Source organism: Aeromonas sp. 2MA4 (assembly GCF_029237305.1).
In the GTDB taxonomy this organism is placed as follows: domain Bacteria; phylum Pseudomonadota; class Gammaproteobacteria; order Enterobacterales; family Aeromonadaceae; genus Aeromonas; species Aeromonas salmonicida.
In genome coordinates, this window is the sequence record NZ_JAACFY010000002.1 from 307,846 (window position 1) to 325,660 (window position 17,815).

Annotated in this window: 16 protein-coding genes and 2 tRNA genes; 7 read left to right on the plus strand and 11 right to left on the minus strand. The window is 59.7% G+C overall.

Annotated features, from left to right (window positions below):
* Positions 1 to 257: 257 nt before the first annotated feature.
* From GWQ31_RS03925 to GWQ31_RS03945, 5 genes are all read right to left on the minus strand, one after another.
* Complete coding sequence (locus GWQ31_RS03925; RefSeq protein ID WP_275908680.1) at positions 258 to 674, minus strand: SgcJ/EcaC family oxidoreductase; 417 nt, start codon at positions 672 to 674, stop codon at positions 258 to 260.
* Between the two features lie 93 nt (positions 675 to 767).
* Positions 768 to 2,042, minus strand: coding sequence for a threonine synthase (gene thrC / locus GWQ31_RS03930; protein WP_275908681.1), 1,275 nt, complete (start codon positions 2,040 to 2,042; stop codon positions 768 to 770).
* Positions 2,039 to 3,019, minus strand: a complete 981-nt coding sequence (gene thrB / locus GWQ31_RS03935) for a homoserine kinase (RefSeq protein WP_275908682.1) — start codon at positions 3,017 to 3,019, stop codon at positions 2,039 to 2,041. The genes thrC and thrB overlap by 4 nt, the downstream gene beginning before the upstream one ends.
* A 2-nt stretch (positions 3,020 to 3,021) precedes the next feature.
* Entirely contained in the window at positions 3,022 to 5,514 is a 2,493-nt protein-coding gene (gene thrA, locus GWQ31_RS03940) for a bifunctional aspartate kinase/homoserine dehydrogenase I (protein WP_275908683.1), read from the minus strand.
* Between the two features lie 250 nt (positions 5,515 to 5,764).
* Positions 5,765 to 6,457 (minus strand): tRNA/rRNA methyltransferase, encoded by a 693-nt coding sequence (locus tag GWQ31_RS03945; protein ID WP_275908684.1) that lies wholly within the window; start codon positions 6,455 to 6,457, stop codon positions 5,765 to 5,767.
* A gap of 266 nt (positions 6,458 to 6,723) precedes the next feature.
* On the opposite strand from GWQ31_RS03945, the gene aceK reads away from it, so the two are divergent.
* Complete coding sequence (gene aceK, locus GWQ31_RS03950) at positions 6,724 to 8,451, plus strand: bifunctional isocitrate dehydrogenase kinase/phosphatase (protein WP_275908685.1); 1,728 nt, start codon at positions 6,724 to 6,726, stop codon at positions 8,449 to 8,451.
* Between the two features lie 171 nt (positions 8,452 to 8,622).
* Here aceK and GWQ31_RS03955 read toward each other — a convergent pair whose 3' ends face one another.
* Positions 8,623 to 9,021: an META domain-containing protein gene (locus GWQ31_RS03955; protein ID WP_005312410.1), complete on the minus strand. Its 399-nt coding sequence runs from the start codon at positions 9,019 to 9,021 to the stop codon at positions 8,623 to 8,625.
* 172 nt (positions 9,022 to 9,193) lie between these two features.
* Between GWQ31_RS03955 and GWQ31_RS03960 the strand changes: the two genes are divergently transcribed.
* The gene (locus GWQ31_RS03960; RefSeq protein ID WP_265462481.1) at positions 9,194 to 9,670 is read left to right on the plus strand and encodes a hypothetical protein; all 477 of its coding nucleotides are present in this window, start codon (positions 9,194 to 9,196) and stop codon (positions 9,668 to 9,670) included.
* Positions 9,671 to 9,674: 4 nt separating this feature from the next.
* Here GWQ31_RS03960 and GWQ31_RS03965 read toward each other — a convergent pair whose 3' ends face one another.
* Both GWQ31_RS03965 and GWQ31_RS03970 read right to left on the minus strand, forming a co-directional pair.
* Positions 9,675 to 10,154 carry a putative 4-hydroxy-4-methyl-2-oxoglutarate aldolase gene (locus GWQ31_RS03965; RefSeq protein WP_021139130.1) on the minus strand — a complete coding sequence of 160 codons (480 nt, stop codon included), beginning with the start codon at positions 10,152 to 10,154 and terminating at the stop codon, positions 9,675 to 9,677.
* Between the two features lie 42 nt (positions 10,155 to 10,196).
* Positions 10,197 to 10,613, minus strand: a complete 417-nt coding sequence (locus tag GWQ31_RS03970; protein ID WP_275908686.1) for a DUF3293 domain-containing protein — start codon at positions 10,611 to 10,613, stop codon at positions 10,197 to 10,199.
* A 376-nt stretch (positions 10,614 to 10,989) separates the two neighbouring features.
* Between GWQ31_RS03970 and arcA the strand changes: the two genes are divergently transcribed.
* A complete protein-coding gene (gene arcA / locus GWQ31_RS03975; protein WP_005312398.1) occupies positions 10,990 to 11,709 on the plus strand; it encodes a two-component system response regulator ArcA in 720 nt (239 codons plus the stop codon).
* Positions 11,710 to 11,841: 132 nt separating this feature from the next.
* Here the strand turns inward: arcA and GWQ31_RS03980 are convergent.
* Together GWQ31_RS03980 and GWQ31_RS03985 are read right to left on the minus strand one after the other, a co-directional pair.
* A tRNA-Gly gene (locus GWQ31_RS03980) sits at positions 11,842 to 11,916 on the minus strand.
* Between the two features lie 99 nt (positions 11,917 to 12,015).
* Positions 12,016 to 12,089 (minus strand) — tRNA-Gly (locus GWQ31_RS03985).
* Between the two features lie 201 nt (positions 12,090 to 12,290).
* Here GWQ31_RS03985 and cydD point away from each other — a divergent pair.
* The 4 genes from cydD to GWQ31_RS04005 all read left to right on the plus strand — a co-directional run bounded on the left by cydD (position 12,291) and on the right by GWQ31_RS04005 (position 16,734).
* Positions 12,291 to 14,060 carry a cysteine/glutathione ABC transporter permease/ATP-binding protein CydD gene (gene cydD, locus GWQ31_RS03990; protein WP_275908687.1) on the plus strand — a complete coding sequence of 590 codons (1,770 nt, stop codon included), beginning with the start codon at positions 12,291 to 12,293 and terminating at the stop codon, positions 14,058 to 14,060.
* Positions 14,053 to 15,798, plus strand: coding sequence for a cysteine/glutathione ABC transporter ATP-binding protein/permease CydC (gene cydC / locus GWQ31_RS03995; RefSeq protein WP_275908688.1), 1,746 nt, complete (start codon positions 14,053 to 14,055; stop codon positions 15,796 to 15,798). The genes cydD and cydC overlap by 8 nt, the downstream gene beginning before the upstream one ends.
* A gap of 168 nt (positions 15,799 to 15,966) precedes the next feature.
* Positions 15,967 to 16,338: an Rcs stress response system protein RcsF gene (rcsF, locus tag GWQ31_RS04000; RefSeq protein ID WP_017412233.1), complete on the plus strand. Its 372-nt coding sequence runs from the start codon at positions 15,967 to 15,969 to the stop codon at positions 16,336 to 16,338.
* Between the two features lie 9 nt (positions 16,339 to 16,347).
* Positions 16,348 to 16,734 (plus strand): DUF488 family protein, encoded by a 387-nt coding sequence (locus GWQ31_RS04005; RefSeq protein WP_005312389.1) that lies wholly within the window; start codon positions 16,348 to 16,350, stop codon positions 16,732 to 16,734.
* 80 nt (positions 16,735 to 16,814) lie between these two features.
* On the opposite strand, the gene GWQ31_RS04010 is transcribed toward GWQ31_RS04005, so the two are convergent.
* Entirely contained in the window at positions 16,815 to 17,807 is a 993-nt protein-coding gene (locus GWQ31_RS04010) for an NAD-dependent epimerase/dehydratase family protein (protein WP_275908689.1), read from the minus strand.
* Positions 17,808 to 17,815 lie beyond the last annotated feature (8 nt).

Consider the following 17,815-nt stretch of genomic DNA (forward strand, 5'->3'; position numbering starts at 1 on the left):
CTTGTTCGTCCATGATGGCTTCATGCAGCACCCTGATTAACAGCCACCGACCAGCTGGTCAAGGGACTCCCCATCAGCGGGTTTTTCCCATGATTCTTATTCTTCTGCGCGCAGCCACTATGGCGGAGAGAACCTGCAACAAACCGGCGCCGCACCACAGTAACGTCTAACAAGTGTTTCTATATCAGCAGCTTATTGATTTTCTGCCATTCGGGGGCTTGTACCAGCCCCCACTCTGCGATAGCGCTTGGTAGCGTTCAGGCAGAAGGCGCGGGGTCCACCGCCGCCAGCAATGCAGTGCCGTAGGAGTTGTCTATGGTGCAGCGCCACTGTCCATCGGTTTCTTTGCGAAACACATAGGTGGCGCGGCGGGTTTCATCGATAACCCCTCCCTCACCATCGGGATAACGCAGCCGGGTTTCCATGATCACCAAGGCATTATCGGCCCCTTCTATCACCTTCATTGCACCCTGGGTGACCTGGAGCCGGCCCTGAAAATGGTCCGAGATGGCCCCGAAGGCGCGGCGGATGGCGGGGATGCCACGCACCACCATGCCGGGCTTTACCACCAGGGCGGCATCTTCGGCGTAGAAGGCCATCAGGGCGTCGAAATCGCGCCGGGAGATGGCGGCGTCGCAGGTCTCGATAAGGGTACGAAGGGGATGCTGACTCATCTTCACTCCTTATATGGGGCGGCTTGCCCGCCCTGTCACGGATAGAAAACAACAGATAGAAAATCCCCCGAAGTCGGGGGATTGGCAATCAACTTAACCGAGCAGGAAGGCCCTTAGGCGGGCAAACTCCGCAGGCAAATTAACGGAGAGCAGCGGCAGTTCGGCGTGCTTGGCAAGCGGGCCTGGCAGCGGCACATCCAGTCCCAGGATCTCGTCCACCGACTCCTTGAACTTGGCGGGATGGGCGGTGCAGAGGAAGACCCCTACTTCGTCCTCGGCCAGCTGTTCCCCCAGCAGATCCCAGGCAATCGCCCCGTGGGGTTCGCACAGATAATCCAGCTGGTGCAGCCGTTTCAGCGCATCACGAGTCTGCGCATCGTCACGCATGCCGGAACCCAGAGTTTCCAGTGCCCAGCCCTTGCGACGGCAGAGCTCTTCTACCCGTGGCCAGTTGTTGGGGCGGCTGACATCCATGGCATTCGACAGAGTTGCCACTGTCTGGTGCGGCTCCCACTGACCGGTTTTCAGATAGCGCGGCACGGTATCGTTGGCGTTGGTGGCGGCGATAAAGCGCTTCACCGGCAGCCCCAGCGCCTTGGCGATTAAGCCTGCGGTGAGGTTGCCAAAGTTGCCGGACGGCACGCTGATGACCGCCTTGGCGCGATCGGCTTTGGGCAGCTGGGCCACCGCTTCGAAGTAGTAGCAAACCTGCGCCAGCAGGCGGCTGATATTGATGGAGTTGGCTGAGTTGAGGCCAATGGCCTTTTTCAGCGCCTCGTCGTCAAAGGCTTGTTTTACCAGCGCCTGACAGGCATCGAAGTCGCCGTCGATGGCGATGGTGCGGATATTGCCGCCGAGGGTGCAGAAGAGCTTCTCCTGCAGCGGGCTTATCTTGCCCTTGGGATAGAGGATCACCACCTCGATCCCCTCCAGCCCGTAGAAGGCGTGGGCCACGGCTGCGCCGGTGTCGCCGGAGGTGGCGGTGAGGATAGTGATTTTGTCGTTGGTTCTAAAGGCCGCGAGGCACTGGGCCATAAAGCGGCCGCCGAAATCCTTGAACGCCAGGGTCGGGCCATGGAACAGCTCAAGGGCATAGGTGTTGTCCTTGAGCTTCACCAGCGGCGCCGGGAAGGTGAAGGCGGCGTTAATCAGCTCGCTTACCTTGGCCGCGGGCACTTCGTCCCCCAGCAGGTGGCTGATGATGCGGGCGGAGCGTTCGGCCAGCGGCAAGTCCAGCAGGGCATCCACATCGGCCAGCGGCGCAATCACTTCGGGGAAGAAGAGCCCCTGATCGCGACCCAGCCCCTGACGCACCGCCTGCGCGAAGCTCACCTGTTCACTCTTGTCCTTGATATTGTAAAGATTCATAGCTCGCTTCCTGTTACCCGTGCCCCGGCCATGTCCAGTTTGCAGACCCGGGCAAATCCATCTTCGTTCTGCACAAAATGTGCGTCCATCCAATCCTTCATGCGCTCGGCCTGAGCCAGATCCTTCATCACCACGAAGACGCTGGGGCCCGAGCCGGAGATGCCGGTGGCCAAGGCCCCGTTCTGGGCCGCCTGGGCCCGCACCTCGTTGAAACCTTCAATGAGCGCCGCGCGGTAGGGTTCGGCAATCACGTCTTTGAGCACGCTCGCGGCCAACCCTTCTTGCCCGGTGTAGCTGGCGTGGACAAAGGCAGCCAGCCGACGACCGTAGGTGAGGCAATCCTGACGGCGATATTGCGCAGGCAGTATGGCGCGGGCGGCAGCGGTAGAGACCACAGTGCCCGGGTAGCAGACCACCCAGTACCACTGCTCGAACACCGGAATGCCCTGACTGATGACGCCGTGCTCTTCCAGCACCAGCTGCATGCCGCCGAGATAACAGGGAGCCACGTTGTCGTAGTGGACGGAGCCGGAGATGCGCCCTTCCATCTCCCCCATCAGCAGCAACATGTCATGCTCATTAAGCGGGGCGCCGTGGAAGGCGTTGAGCCCCTCCAGCGCGGCCACCACGCTGCAGGCGCTGGAACCCAGACCCGAGCCCACCGGCAGGTTCTTCTCCAGCACCATTTCGAGCGGCTGCATGGTCAGGCCACGCTTCTCCAACGCCTCGCCATAGGCCACCCAGCAGTCATGGAGGATATTCTTTTTCGGATCGTCCGGCAGCTTGTGGGCGTAGCGGCCCACAGAGGAGAGCGCAAAAGGCACGTCAGCGGCTTTTACCTGCACCCGATCGCCGAGCAGAGAGCCATCCACGGGGGCGAGCGCCGCCCCCAGTACGTCAAAGCCCACGCTCAGGTTGGCGCTGGAGGCGGGGGCGTAGGCGACGACGCTACTGCTCTGGTACATGTCTGAACTCATGCTTACAGCTCCTGCTTCCAGTTCTGGGTGCGCAGCACGTCGGCAAAGACGCCCGCCGCAGTCACTTCGGTACCGGCGCCATAGCCGCGCAGCACCAGCGGGATCGGCTGGTAGTAGGTGGAGAAGAAGGCGAGCGCGTTCTCCCCGTCTTTGACCTTGAACAGCGGCTCGTCACCACCGACCGCCTTGATGGCGACCTTGCACTTGCCTCCTTCGATGGAGCCCACGTAGCGCAGCACCTTGCCCTCGCTCTGAGCCAGGGCGAACTGATCGCGGAACCAGCCATCGGCTTCGGGCAGACGGGCCATAAAGGACTCCACATCGCCGCTCACATCGAAGCCAGGTGGCAGCGCCTGCTCCACTTCCACATCGGAAAGCTCCAGCGCCATGCCGGCCTCGCGGGCCAGGATGAGCAGCTTGCGCGCCACGTCCATGCCGTTCAGATCGTCGCGGGGATCCGGCTCGGTGAAGCCGTTGCCACGGGCAATCTTGGTCGCCTCGGAGAAAGCCATCCCCTCATCCAGCTTGCCGAAGATAAAGGAGAGCGACCCGGACAGGACGCCGTCGAAGGCGCGCAGCTTGTCACCGGCCTTGATCAGGTTCTGCAGGTTCTCGATGACCGGCAGGCCCGCGCCCACGTTGGTCTCGTAGAGGAACTTGCGGCGGGTCTGGCGGGCGGTGCGGCGCAGCGCCTTGTAGTAATCCAGCGACCCTGTGTTGGCCTTCTTGTTCGGAGTGACCACGTGGAAACCGGCGGCCAGGAAGTCCGCATACTGGACGGCGACCGCCTCGCTCGAGGTGCAATCGACGATCACCGGGTTGATGAGGTGGCTCTCTTCCACCAGCTTCTTCACCGCTTCCAGGCTGAAGCTGTCACGGGCTTCCACCAGCTGCTCACGCCAGTTGGCGAGGCTCAGCCCATCCTTGTTGACCGCCATCTGGCGGCTGTTGGCGATGCCGACCACCCGCAGGCCGGTGCCCTGCTCGGCCAAGACCGGCTGCTGGCGGGCAATCTGATCCACCAGGGCAGCACCGACGCCGCCGACGCCGACCACGAAGAGATCGATGAACTGCTGGCTGCCGAAGAAGTTCTGGTGGCAGGCCTTGATGGCTTCCGCCACCTTGCGATCCCGTACCACGGCGGAGATGGAGCGCTCGCTCGAGCCTTGGGCAATGGCGACGATATTGATGGAGGCTTGCGCCAGCGAGGTGAAGAAGCGGGCCGCCATCCCCTTGCTGGTACGCATGCCGTCACCGATGAGGGAGATGATCGCCAGATCGCTGATGATATCCAGTGGCTCCAGCAGCTGGTTTTTGAATTCGAGCTCGAACTCGCGCTCCAGCACCTTGCGGGTCTTCTCCTGGTCATAGCTGTGGATACAGAAGCTGACGCTGTACTCGGAGGAGGACTGGGTGATCAGGACGATACTGACCCCGGCGCGGGAGACGGCGGAGAAGATGCGGCCGGCCATGCCCACCATGCCCTTCATGCCGGGGCCGGAGACGTTGAACATGCACATGCCGGAGAGATCCGAGATGGCCTTCACTTTCAGGTCGTCATCCCCCTGCTCGACGCCGATCAAGGTGCCTGGCCCCTGCGGGTTGAAGCTGTTCTTGATGAGGCAGGGAATGTGGAACTGGGCCACGGGGGCGATGGTTTTCGGGTGCAGCACCTTGGCACCGAAGTAGGAGAGCTCCATCGCCTCTTTATAGGAGAGGGTTTTGAGCAGGTAGGCATCCGGCACCAGACGGGGGTCGCAGTTGTAGCAACCTTCCACGTCGGTCCAGATCTCGCAGCATTCTGCATCGACACAGGCGGCCAGAACGGCGGCTGAATAATCCGAACCATTGCGACCCAGCAGCACGGTTTCGCCTTTGTCGCTGCCGCCGGTAAAGCCCGGCATCAGGTAGAGACATGACTCTTTTACAGCGGGGCCCTGCCCCTCTACCACTGGACGCAGCCCCTTGGCGGCAAAGCGCAGGCGGGAGGCTTCGATGTCGACATGGGCTTCCAGATAGCCGCCGTCGGTGACCAGCAGTTGCTCCGGCACTATGATGTCCAGCTCGAGGCCACGCACTCGCAGTAACTCGTGCATGAAAGCGATGGAGAGGTTCTCGCCACGGCTCAGGATGCGGGCCTGCACGTTGTCCGGGCAGAGGCCCAGCAGACGAATGCCCTGCATCAGCCGCTCCACCTGATCCAGCTCGGCAGTGAGACGGGCCAGCAGCGCCTTGTCATCGAGAGCCGGATAGGCGGCCTTCAACCCGGCCAGCAGGCGGGAGAAGATGCCGTTGATTTCAAACAGGGTGGAACTGGCATCCATGCCGCGACTGGTCTGCTCCACCAGGGCGACCAGGTGGTTGGTCACCTTGGCCGGTGCCGACAGCACCAGGGCAACCTGGGATTGGCCGTGGGTATTGACCGCGATATCCGCTACCCGTAAAAAACGCTCTGCATCGGCCAGTGACGACCCGCCAAACTTCAACACTCTCATCGCTTTCTCTCCCTGTAAATCTATGAAATTCAATCTAAAAACCAATCCAACAAAAAGGCCCGTACTGGGTGGGTACGGGCCTTTTCTGATTTCTGTGCTTGTTCGTCAGCGCATCAACCGGCCCCAGTGCCACCTGTGGTGGTACCGGTAATAATGGTGGTGGTGATGACGTTGGTGAATGACTGCATGACGAACACTCTTGAACGAAGCTGGCTTTTAGCAATACCGCGCCGAGCGCCGGGCTGTCAACTTAAACCTCTTTGCCAAATCGGCGAGCAAGGTCTTTGCAGAGCAGATGCAGCATGTTCAAATCCCGCTGTGGCAGCATGGGCACCCGGTCCATCACCCATTGATGTAGTTTTTCATCCTGCGAAACTCCGAGTTCACCAAGTATTTCTGCTGTTTTGTGTTTCAGTACGCGAACCTGTCCGACGCTATCAAAATTTTCTGCTACTGCTTGTGGCTCATCCAGCAACTGGCTCATCTCGTAGGCATATAGCATGATCGCCTGCCCCAGGTTCAGGGACGGGTAGCTCACCTTGAGGGGCAGATAGCTCAGCAAATCCGCATGGGCCAGCTGTTCATTGGAAAGGCCCGACTCTTCACAGCCAAACACGATGGCGACTTTGTTGAGAGACGGCTTGGCACGGATTTGATCGCGAATTTCCCCCGGGGTGAGGTAGTGCTGGTAGCGGCCACGCTGACGGGCCGTGGTGGCGATCACCAGATCCATGTCGGCTAGCGCCTCCGGCAGGGTGTCGAATGCTTCGGCGTTGGTCAAAATTTCCTGCGCACCATGGGCCACCCAACTCGCCTCTTCCTCTTCGTGTACCTGGCTCGCCACCAGTCGCATGGCATCGAAGCCCATGGTTTTCATGGCGCGGGCAGCGGCCCCGACATTGGGTGCCCGGGCAGGTGCCACCAGTACAAAATAGAGCTTCATTGGGTTTCCTCTTGGGCTGGGCCGACATCTGAAACAGGCTGCAAACCGTCGGCAAAACAGGGGCGCAATCTACCGTTTATCCCCCAAAATTGCCACTTGAACAGATGTTTGAATGTTGCCATAGTGGCCAGACGTGTGAACAAACTGCCAGCCATTCTCGGCATGAATGCCGTGAGCGATTGAGCGCTTGCAGGGCAAGGACAGGACGACAGACCAGCCCCGGACTCAGCCGCCATACCGGCCGACACATCACAAGGAAGAGAGAGATGCAGCAGCCATTGGAACAGGCCGTCGCCGAGACGATCTTGCAACGCTTCGAGTCGTTTTACAGCCGGTTTCTCGAGATAACCCAGGGCAGCAAGAGCCGCTTCGAAAACAGTGACTGGCTGGGAGTACAGCTCGCCGGACGCGAGCGCATTCGCCTCTATGATCACCACGTCGGCGCCACCACGGCCCTGATCAAGCAGATGATGGGGGAGCATCACGCCACTCAGGAACTGCTCAAACGGGTAAAAGGCGCCTTCAGTGATCTGCTGCCCCGTTGTGACAACTTCGAGGTGGCGGAGTCCTTCTTCAACTCCGTCTATCGCCGCATCTTCCGCCATCGCAACATTCGCGACGAGAACCTCTATATCCACCCCTTTCGCAGCCGGGGGGAGCATCCCGACTTGAGCGCCCTGCTGCGGGTCTATCGCACTGACCTCACCCATCTGCCCCAGACCCTGAGCCAGATGCTGGGGGATTACAGCTTCACCCTCCCCTATGAGGACAAGCAGCGCGACATTGTCGACATCCACCGCCATCTTGCCGAGAACGGCCCGCATATCCTGCATGAAGAGCCCTTCGCCATCGAGCTGCTCAAAGAGGTGTTCTACCGCAACAAGGGCGCCTATCTGGTGGGACTTATTCGGGTGAAGGGGCAGATGTTCCCCTTCATTCTGCCGCTGCTCAGCACAGGCCAGGGCATCTATGTGGATACCGTCATCTTCGAGCCGGAGCTGGCCTCCATCGTGTTCGGCTTCGCCCGTGCCTACTTCATGGTCTACGCCCCAGTGCCGGCGCTGTTTGTGGTGTTTCTGCGCCAGATCATGCCCCACAAGCCCGACTATGAGATCTACAACGCCATCGGCTGCCAGAAGCACGGCAAGACTGAGCTCTATCGTCACTACCAGCAACACCTGGCCCAGAGCCGGGAACAATTTGTCATCGCCCCCGGCATCAAGGGGATGGTGATGAGCGTGTTCACCCTCCCCTCCTACGACGTTGTGTTCAAGGTGATAAAAGACGAGTTCACCCCCCCCAAGGATGTGAGTCACGAGCAGGTGCGGGCGAAATACAGACTGGTAAAACAGCACGATCGGGTGGGCCGCATGGCCGATACCCAGGAGTTCACCAACTTCGAGTTTCCCCTGGATCGCATCTCGCCCGAGCTCCTGGCAGAGCTAAAGACGGTGGCCCCCTCCGCGCTCACCATCACCAGTGACAAGCTGGTGATCAAGCACCTCTACACAGAGCGCAAGATGATCCCGCTCAACCTCTATCTGGACAAGGCGGACGAGCAGCAGACCCGGCTCGCGCTGGAGGAGTACGGCAACGCCATCAAGCAGCTGGCGGCGGCCAACATCTTCCCCGGCGACATGCTGTTCAAGAACTTCGGCGTCACCCGTCACGGCCGGGTGGTCTTCTACGACTACGACGAGATCTGCTACATGACGGAGTGCAACTTCCGCCAGATCCCGCCACCCCGCTACCCGGAAGATGAATGGAGCGCCGAGCCCTGGTACTCGGTGGCCCCCAACGACATCTTCCCCGAGGAGTTCGCCACCTTCCTGCTGCAAAAGCCCCAGGTGCGGGAGATCATGATGCAGCTGCACAAGGAGATGTTCGACGCCAACTACTGGAAGATGCTGCAGAGCAACATCAAGGTGGGGGTGTTCGAGGATGTCTATCCCTATCGACGCAAGAAGCGCTTCAAGTTCCAGCGAGGGGGATGAAGAGGCGAGCCTCGCCTTGCTGCCAACTTGAGATGCAATGCATATTGCGACGGCAGAACCGGGAGTCTTGCCACAACGCTATGGCGCAGTATTGAAAAAGGGACGCCGCGGCGTCCCTTTTTGATGGCAGCTGCCGGCTCACGCTACGACAACCCCTGACAGAAATATCAGTTATTTGGCCGCAGGCATGGCATCGAAAGTGAGCAGTGCAACCTTGTTGGCATCGCTCAGCACCAGCTGCTTGCCGCTGACCTTGAAGGTCGCCACCTTCTCCAGTTGCTGCAGATAGATCATCTCTTTGCCCGCCAGATCACCCGGACACATCATGCGGGTCGAGCCCATGGCACCCAGCGTCAAGACGCCGTCACCCTGCTGGGTGATACCGCCAAAATAGCGGTTGCAGCCGCCCTTGCCCGCCACCTTGTCACCCGCTACTTGCAGGGTGAAGGTATCATCGCTCGCACCTTGCAGTTGCCAGGTGGACGCTTGCAGCGCAGCCAGATTGGAACCAGTGGTCATGGCGCAGCCTCCCAGAGCCAATGCGGCCAGCAGGGTCAGTTTCTTGTTCATGGGTTCACCTCTTGATATAAGCGAAATAGGGGAAGGAACGTGATGATGGTGGCCTGTTTATCACGAGACCGAGGCAGATTAAAACTCTTTTATTGTGATCTCCGTTCCCTTTACTACCAACTGGCATGTGCCATGCTTGTATTCCTGTTCCGGACCCAGGGAGGGGAAAAGAATGGTTAAATCACTCATCGTCACACTGGTTTCATGCTTAAGCCTCAGCGCTCAGGCCGCCGACTGGGATTTCCTCAAGAGCGAGGCTGACAGCCAGCTCTACGTCAAAAGCTACTCAGGCGTGCTGCTCGACAGCCAGACTCATCACAGCGACAGTTTCGACCTCTGGCTCATCAACACCGGCTATCAATATCCGATCATGGATGACGTCAGTCTCTACATGGAAGCAGGCCCGGCCATAGGCCCGCACAGCGAACAGTCCGGCTACAACCTGAGCTCGGGGGTGCGCTACCAGTTCTCCCCCACATTGAACATCGGCAGCCAGCTCAAACAGCTGGAAGTGCACAAGGCCAGCACACTGCTGGAGCTCAACACCAGCCTGCTGCTCACACCGCAGCTTGCCATCACGGCCAACTACGGCGTGAGTGCATTCAGTACTGAGCACTCCCTCAGTCTGGGCGTAGGCTTCAACTTCTGACCGCTCAAATAAGCCGGGCGGCACTGACCAGTACGCCGTTGAGGTCGGCGTAAACATAGTCACCCGGATGTATGGTCACACCGGCAAACGACACCACGGCATCCAGCTCTCCCTGACCCAGCTTCTCTGTTTTGACCGGGCAAGCTGCCAACGCCTTGACTCCCAGCGCCAGGGTTGCCAGTGTCCCCACATCGCGCACAGCGCCAAAGATCACTATTCCCTCCCAACCCTGCTCCGCCGCCTTGATGGCCAGCTGATCGCCGAGCAAAGCACGGCGCAACGAGCCGCCGCCATCAATCACCATCACCCTCCCCTGACCGGGACGGTTGACCAGCTCTCGCACCAGGCTGTTGTCTTCATAACAGGAAAGCGTGACCGCCTGGCCATAAAACAGCGGCTTGCCACCAAAATCGTGAAACAGTGGATCGGCGACTTGCAGGGCATCACCGTGTTGATCGCAGAGGTCGGGTAGTAGATCCAGCATCATAAGCTTCCTTCCATGGACATGAATTCGCTCATTCTTTCATCAAGCCGTTGATCTGACAATCCAGTGGGATTCAATTTTGCCCAAATGGAGTGGTTCGCCTTTCATCAGCACGGGCTGCAACCAGAGCTCGCCCTGCTCCACCCAATAGATGGCGTTCTGGCCGAAACGAGCTGCCAAATCGATGGCCTCACCAAGAGAAGAAGCCAGCGCCAGCGATGATTCACGCCAACTTGCATCAGGAGCACTGCCCCACAATGGCCCCAGCGCCATCATGGTGGGAGACGCGGCGATGGCCCGCCACAGGGCGCGCTGACGGTGGGTATTGCGACGCATTCCTACCTCGCGGCTGGCAGGATTCCAGGCCGTCACAATGGCGTAAACAGGCCATTGAGGTGCCAAAAATGGTGCAATAAAACAAATTTTTTTGTAGTTTTCCCACAAAATCATGTCAACCACATGTTACATTCCATTACATTTTATAAGGGCGAAAATGGGGGTAACCCCAAGTATCATGCTGTGAACTCAGGGTTTGACCTATATCAATCCAGAGTTAAAAAGTTGCTATCTGACGGCAAAGAGTGTTGTTATGCGCCTGTTAACTGATAAAATGCAGCCACTTTTGTAATGGACTACCTTTCCAGGCTTCTCTCGATCAGACTTGTTGAGAGCCCACGTGTGGCACAGGGATGTTTGCCGACGCTGATGCCAAATTCGCGATAATCCGACCTGACATTCATACCCAGGATGACGTAATAAATTTTCAGGACCGGTCGGGTAACGCCAAAGAGTGTTAAAATTTAGATAACTAACTGATAAGAATCTGGGAATACTCATGCAAACACCACACATTCTGATCGTCGAAGACGAACTGGTCACCCGCAATACCCTGAAAAGCATCTTCGAGGCCGAAGGCTACGTTGTACTCGAGGCCAATAATGGCGACGAGATGCATCAAGCCCTCACTGCCCACACCATCAATCTGGTGATCATGGACATCAACCTGCCAGGCAAAAATGGCCTGCTGCTGGCGCGCGAGCTGCGTGAAGATGACAACATCGCCCTGATGTTCCTGACCGGTCGTGACAATGAAGTGGACAAGATCCTGGGTCTGGAAATCGGCGCCGATGATTACATCACCAAGCCGTTCAATCCCCGTGAATTGACCATTCGTGCCCGCAACCTGCTGAGCCGCACCATGAATGTGGCCGCTGGCGGCGAAGAGAAGAAGCTGGTTGAGCGCTACCTGTTCAACGGCTGGGCACTGGACATCAACAGCCGCGCACTGGTCAGCCCGGCTGGCGACATGTTCAAGCTGCCCCGTTCAGAATTCCGTGCCATGCTGCACTTCTGCGAAAACCCGGGCCAGATCCAGACCCGTGCAGAACTGCTCAAGAAGATGACAGGCCGTGAGCTCAAGCCCCATGACCGCACTGTGGATGTCACCATCCGCCGCATTCGCAAGCACTTCGAGAGCGTCAACGACACACCTGAAATCATCGCCACCATCCATGGCGAAGGCTACCGTTTCTGTGGCGAGCTGGAGCAGGAATAAGCCCGTTTCGTCATTGCAGAGTGAGTTTACGAGGCGCCCATGGCGCCTTTTCTCTGCCTGATGTTTGCCATCATCCAGCGCAAACACAAAACAAAAAGCCCACTCGCAGGAGTGGGCTTTTTGCATGAAAGTTGGAGCGGGCAGCGGGAATCGAACCCGCATCATCAGCTTGGAAGGCTGAGGTAATAGCCATTATACGATGCCCGCAGGACATCAAAATCAAGTGCGAAACAGGAGTTCAACCCCTTGCAATCAGCCTGTGGGCTTGTGCAGTTACCGCATTGATGCAGGCTTTGCATCTGAATTTGGAGCGGGTGATGGGAATCGAACCCACGTATGCAGCTTGGGAAGCTACCGTTCTACCATTGAACTACACCCGCGTCAGGGCCTCTACTATATGCATTTTGCCGCTGAGCGCAATCACCGCAATGGTGTTTTTTACCATAAATCAAGCTGTTCGACCAACTAATGAGCAGCAAGGTGTTTTTTCAATCAAACATTTTCAACACCAGAAATTTACAAGGTTGCCAAGCCTGAGGGGCGAGGATAGTCTTGCGCCACTCGACGCGAGGATGGTGGTAATGGATAAAAAAACTCAAAAACGTCTTTATGGCTGGTTGCGCAACCAATCGAGCCACGGCCGACGCTGGATCGGTCTCTCCATCGGCTTTGGCCTTGGTCAGGGCATCTTGATGGTCGCCCAGGCCTGGCTGCTGGCGACCCTGTTGCATGGCTTCATCATCGAGGGGGCAACCCCGGAGCAATCCATTCCTCTCTTTATTACCCTGCTGCTGGTCACCCTGATCAAGGCCGCTTTGGCCTATGGCCGCGAGGTTGCCAGTTTCAAGGCGGGCAGCGCTGTGCGCCAGGCCATTCGCGAGCTGGTGCTCACTCGCCTCAGCCGTCTCGGTCCTGCCTATATACAGCGCCGCCCTGCCGGTAGCTGGGCCAGCCTCTTGCTGGAACAGATTGAAAATATGCAGGATTTCTTCTCCCGCTATCTGCCGCAGATGGCCATTGCCGTCTTTATTCCGCTGGTGATCCTGGTGGCCGTGTTCCCGGTCAACTGGGCGGCTGGCCTGATCCTGCTGGGCACAGCCCCCCTCATTCCCTTCTTCATGATCCTGGTGGGTGTGGGCGCCGCCGATGCCAACCGCCGCAACTTCCAGGCACTGGCTCGCCTCTCCGGCCACTTTCTCGATCGCCTCAAGGGCTTGCGTACCCTGCAACTTTTCATGCGCACCCGAGCTGAGGGTGACGCCATTCGCGACGCGTCGGAAGATTTTCGCGAGCGAACCATGGAGGTGCTCCGTCTGGCGTTTCTGAGTACCGCCGTACTGGAGTTCTTCGCCGCCCTCTCGGTGGCGCTGGTCGCGGTCTATTTTGGCTTTTCCTACATAGATCATCTGAATTTTGGCCACTATGGCACCAAGGTCACCCTGTTTACCGGCCTGTTCGTGCTGTTCCTCGCCCCCGAGTTCTATGCTCCGCTGCGCGAGCTGGGCGCTCACTACCATGCCAAGGCGCAAGCCATAGGTGCGGCCGAACAGTTGCTGGAGTTCCTCGAAGCCGAGGTCAGCGAGCCCGCCTCCGGCAATGCCTCCTTTCATGCCGACAGCCCCGTCAAGGTAGAAGCCCGTGCCCTGGAGGTGCTGAGCGCCGAAGGCAAGGTGCTGGTCGGCCCCATCGACTTCACGCTGGCAGCCGGTTCACGCACGGCACTGATCGGGATCAGCGGCGCGGGCAAGAGCTCGCTGGTCAATGCCCTGCTCGGCTTTGCTCCCTATCGTGGTGAGCTCAAGGTCAACGGGCAGGAGCTTGCCAGTCTCGACATGAGTCAGTGGCGACTGCAACTGGGCTGGCTCTCCCAGAATCCCCAGCTGTTTCACGCCTCCTTGCGCGACAACCTGCTGCTGGCCAAGCCATCTGCCAGCGACGCCGAGCTGGAAGATGCCCTCAAGCGGGCTCAGGCCTGGGAGTTTGCCATGGAGAAGGGACTCGACTATCCGGTCGGTGATCAGGCCGGCGGTCTCTCGGTCGGTCAGGCACAGCGTCTCGCCCTGGCTCGCACCCTGCTCAAATCGACCCAGCTGATGGTACTGGATGAACCCACCGCCAGCCTGGATCGCCACTCGGAGCGCGCCATCATGACCACGCTGGAACAGGCGACGGCAGGTCAAACCCTGCTGATGATCACTCACCGCCTGGATGAACTCACCAAGATGGATAACATCTTGGTGCTGGCCCGTGGCCAACTGGTGGAGCAAGGCAGCTTCCAGCAACTGAGCCAGGCCCGGGGGGCTTTCACCCATCTGTTGTCCCATCGTTCCGGGAGTTCTCTCGATGACTGATCTATTGCCGTTTCTGCGCCTCTATCGTCAGCACTGGCTGAGTCTCTCGCTGGGCCTGCTGCTGGCACTGGTCACTCTGGTGGCGGGGATGGGGCTCTTGTCCCTCTCCGGCTGGTTCCTTTCCGCCGCGGCAGTGGCGGGAATGGCGGTCGCCAGCCGCGATACCTTCAACTACATGACACCGGCTGGCGGGGTGCGTTTCTTCTCCATCATCCGCACCGCAGGTCGTTGGGGTGAGCGGGTGGTGAGCCATGACGCTACCTTCCGGGTACTGACCCGGCTGCGAGTCTGGTTCTGGCAAAAGCTCTCGCCACTCTCCACCGGCACCCTGGCCGGTTTTCGTCAGGCGGATCTGCTCAACCGGCTGGTGGCCGACATCGATGCGATGGATCACGTCTATCTGCGGCTGGTCACTCCCATAGGCGCAGCCCTGCTCAGCTGCACCGGACTGGTCATATTCCTCTCCTTCTTCGATGGCGGCCTCGCCCTGACGCTGGGCGCCATACTGCTGTTTGGCATGATTGCCCTGCCGCTGGTCTTCTACTACCTCGGTCGCCAGCCCGGTCGTCGGCTTATCGCCGAGAAATCGTCCATGCGCACCCGCATGGTGGACTATCTGGACGGTCAGGCCGAACTGCAGATGTTTGCCGCAGCCCCCAAGGCGCTCAGCGAGCTGCAACAGGCGGAACAGGCCCTGCTGACGGCCCAGGCCCGTATGGCCAGGGTGAGCGGACTGGCCAATGCCAGCGTGCAGCTCTTGAGCGGCTGGACACTCACCCTGATGCTCTGGCTGGCCGGTCACGGCGTGGCGGGTGCGGCACCTGACCCCATTACCGCGCTGATGGTGTTCGCCACCCTGGCGAGTTTCGAGGCCCTGCTGCCGCTGGCGGGGGCTTTCCAGCACCTCTCCACCAGCCTCACTTCGGCTCGCCGCCTCAACGAGATCCTGCAGGAGGCCAAGGCCCCCGAGTGGGGGAACGAACAGCAGCATGCCAAAGAGGGCGTCTTGCAGATAAGCGATCTCTATTTCGGCTATCCCGGCAACCCGCATCCCGTGCTGCGTGGCTGTACCCTGCAACTGCAGGCGGGTGAAAAACTGACTCTTCTGGGCCAGACCGGCTGCGGCAAGTCCACCCTGATGGGATTGCTGACCCGTGAATGGAGCCCGCAGGCGGGCAAGATACTGCTCGATGGCAAGCCGTTGACGGACTACAGCGAAGGGGCGCTGCGCGCGTCTCTCTCTGTGGTGAGCCAGCGGGTTCATCTGTTTGCCGCCACCTTGCGCGACAACCTGAAACTGGCCGCCCCCGGGGCCGGCGATGCGCAGCTGACCGAGGTGCTGAGTCAGGTCGGTCTGGCACATCTGCTGGAGGATGAGGCGGGCCACAGTGATACCGGGTTGAATGCCTGGCTCGGAGATGGCGGTCGCCCCCTCTCGGGTGGCGAACGACGCCGTATCGGTATCGCCCGCGCCCTGTTGCACGATGCACCGCTCTGGCTGCTGGATGAACCGACCGAGGGCCTCGACAGCCAGACCGAGCGGGAGATCATGGATCTGCTGTTCAAGCTGGGGGCGGATCGCACCCTGCTGCTCATCTCCCACCGCTTGCTGGGGCTGGAGCAGATGGACCGTATTGCCCTGATGGAAGAGGGGCAGATCCGGCTGTGTGCGCCTCATCATGATCTGCTGGCTGACGACTACTATCGCAGCCTCTATGAGCGGCTGACACCGGCTTGAGAATGAAAGAGGGAGGATACGCCTGCGGACACCTCCCTCCTTTAAGACAGGCCGGCGAAGCCTGTCTGCTCCCCGTCACACCTCGTCTTCACAGCTAAAATTGGGGCTGGTCGCAGGCAGCGACTGGCCCCTATAATGTCCGCCCTCACAGTTCAAAAAGATGCTGATATGAAACGCCTGATCCTGATGATGCCCCTGATTGCCTCCGGTTGCGCCGACTTCTCCTTCAACAGCAATCTGGACAAGGAAAACTTCGACGAGTATTTCAAGCCGGGCGGCGTTCAGATCTATGAACAGAACCAGCTGGCTGACCTCAACTACCTCTACCTCGGCACCGTCGAGGGGGAATCTTGCCAGAGCGATGCCAAGCAGCCGGTACCCAACGCAGGTGAGGCTCGTACCCTGGCGCGTCGCCGCGTGGCCGACATGGGTGGCAATGGCGTCACCTTCGACAAATGCGCCGAGTTCAGTGACACCCCGGGCTGCCTGAAACAGGTGATCTGCTACGGGCAGGCGCTCAAAGTGGCGCAAGAGAAGTAAGGACACCCCATGGCCCTGGCCATAGTCCGGCTCGGCAGTCCTCGTCTTGAAGGTGAAGGGTTGCGCATCGGCACAGTGCGGCGCCCGCCCCGTGGTGTGCCCAAGCACGCATTTGCCAGTCAGGATTGGTATGACGTCTGGTTTCCCAATCTGGCGCCCAGCAGCGACACCATGAAGCTGGGCCAGGCCGCCGATACGCCTGCCCTCTGGGCCGTTTTCTGCAAGCAGTACAAGGCCGAGATGGCCACCCCCTGTGCCCGCCACGATCTGGCGCTGCTGGCTGCCCTCTCCCATACCACCAATCTGTCGGTGGGCTGTTACTGCGAGCAGGCGTCTCGCTGTCATCGCAGCATATTGCAAGAGCTGCTGGTCAATTGCGGCGCCAAGTTACGCTAGAGGGCACCGCTGGATAGTGAAAGAGGGCGTCCCGACGGACGCCCTCTTTCACTTCAATCACCATTCAGACAGGATAAGCCCTACTGCAGGCTGCCAACCAGCAGGCGCCGACGCAGCGCAGCCTCCTGCTCCGCAGTCATACCAGCCACCACGGCTCCCTCGTTGTCCATCAACCATTGCATCAGATCGGCGACCGTCTCCTCCAGCGGCCGAAAGTTGAGCCCCTTCACTATTGCAGCCTCGGCACTGATGCGGCCATAGCCGGCATACTCAGCCAACTCGTTGGGCAACAGGGTCGGGTAGCTCTGCCAGGGCTCGACACCGGCCGCCAGCAACTCGGGCCAGGGGCGCCACTGTGCTTGCCATTGTGTGGCGGGCGCCAGCCTGGCGGTGATGCGATCCAGCCAGTCCACCAGCGCAATACCTGGTTTGAGCAGATTGAAACAGCCACCCAGCTGCTGCTCGGCAGCGCGCAGCACAAATTCGGCGCAGTCGCGCACATCCAGGTATTGCAGTCGATCCTGCCCGTCCCCCGGCAGCAACCAGGGCCCCCCTTGCTGCACCCGTTTCACCCACCAGGCCAAACGACCCGTGTGATCATGGGGACCGCACAGGACTCCGGGACGCAGGATGCAGAGCCGCTCGCCCCAATGATCCCGATACGCAGCTTCGCACAACACCTTCAACGGACCGTAATCGGTGGGCAATTCCCCCTCGGCAATCTCGTGCAACGGCGCCGATTCATCCATGCCCCGGCTGGCGAAGTCGCGATAGACGCTGATGGTGGAAATGAAGATCAGCCGCTCGCAGCGCCCGAGCAGGGCTGCCGAGAGGCTCACCGCCTGCTCGGGACGGTAGCAGCAGGTGTCTATGACCAGATCCCAGCGCCCCCCTTGGCTTTGCAGGGGGCTCAGATCCTTGTCCCTGTCCCCGTTGAGCTGAACCAGGTCACGCCAGTCCGGGTACTGATACCGGCCCCGGTTAAATAGCGTCACCTCGTGCCCCCAGTCCAACGCCAGCGTGGTGAGGTGGCGGCCCAGAAAGCCGGTGCCACCGATAATCAGCAATTTCATCCATGTAT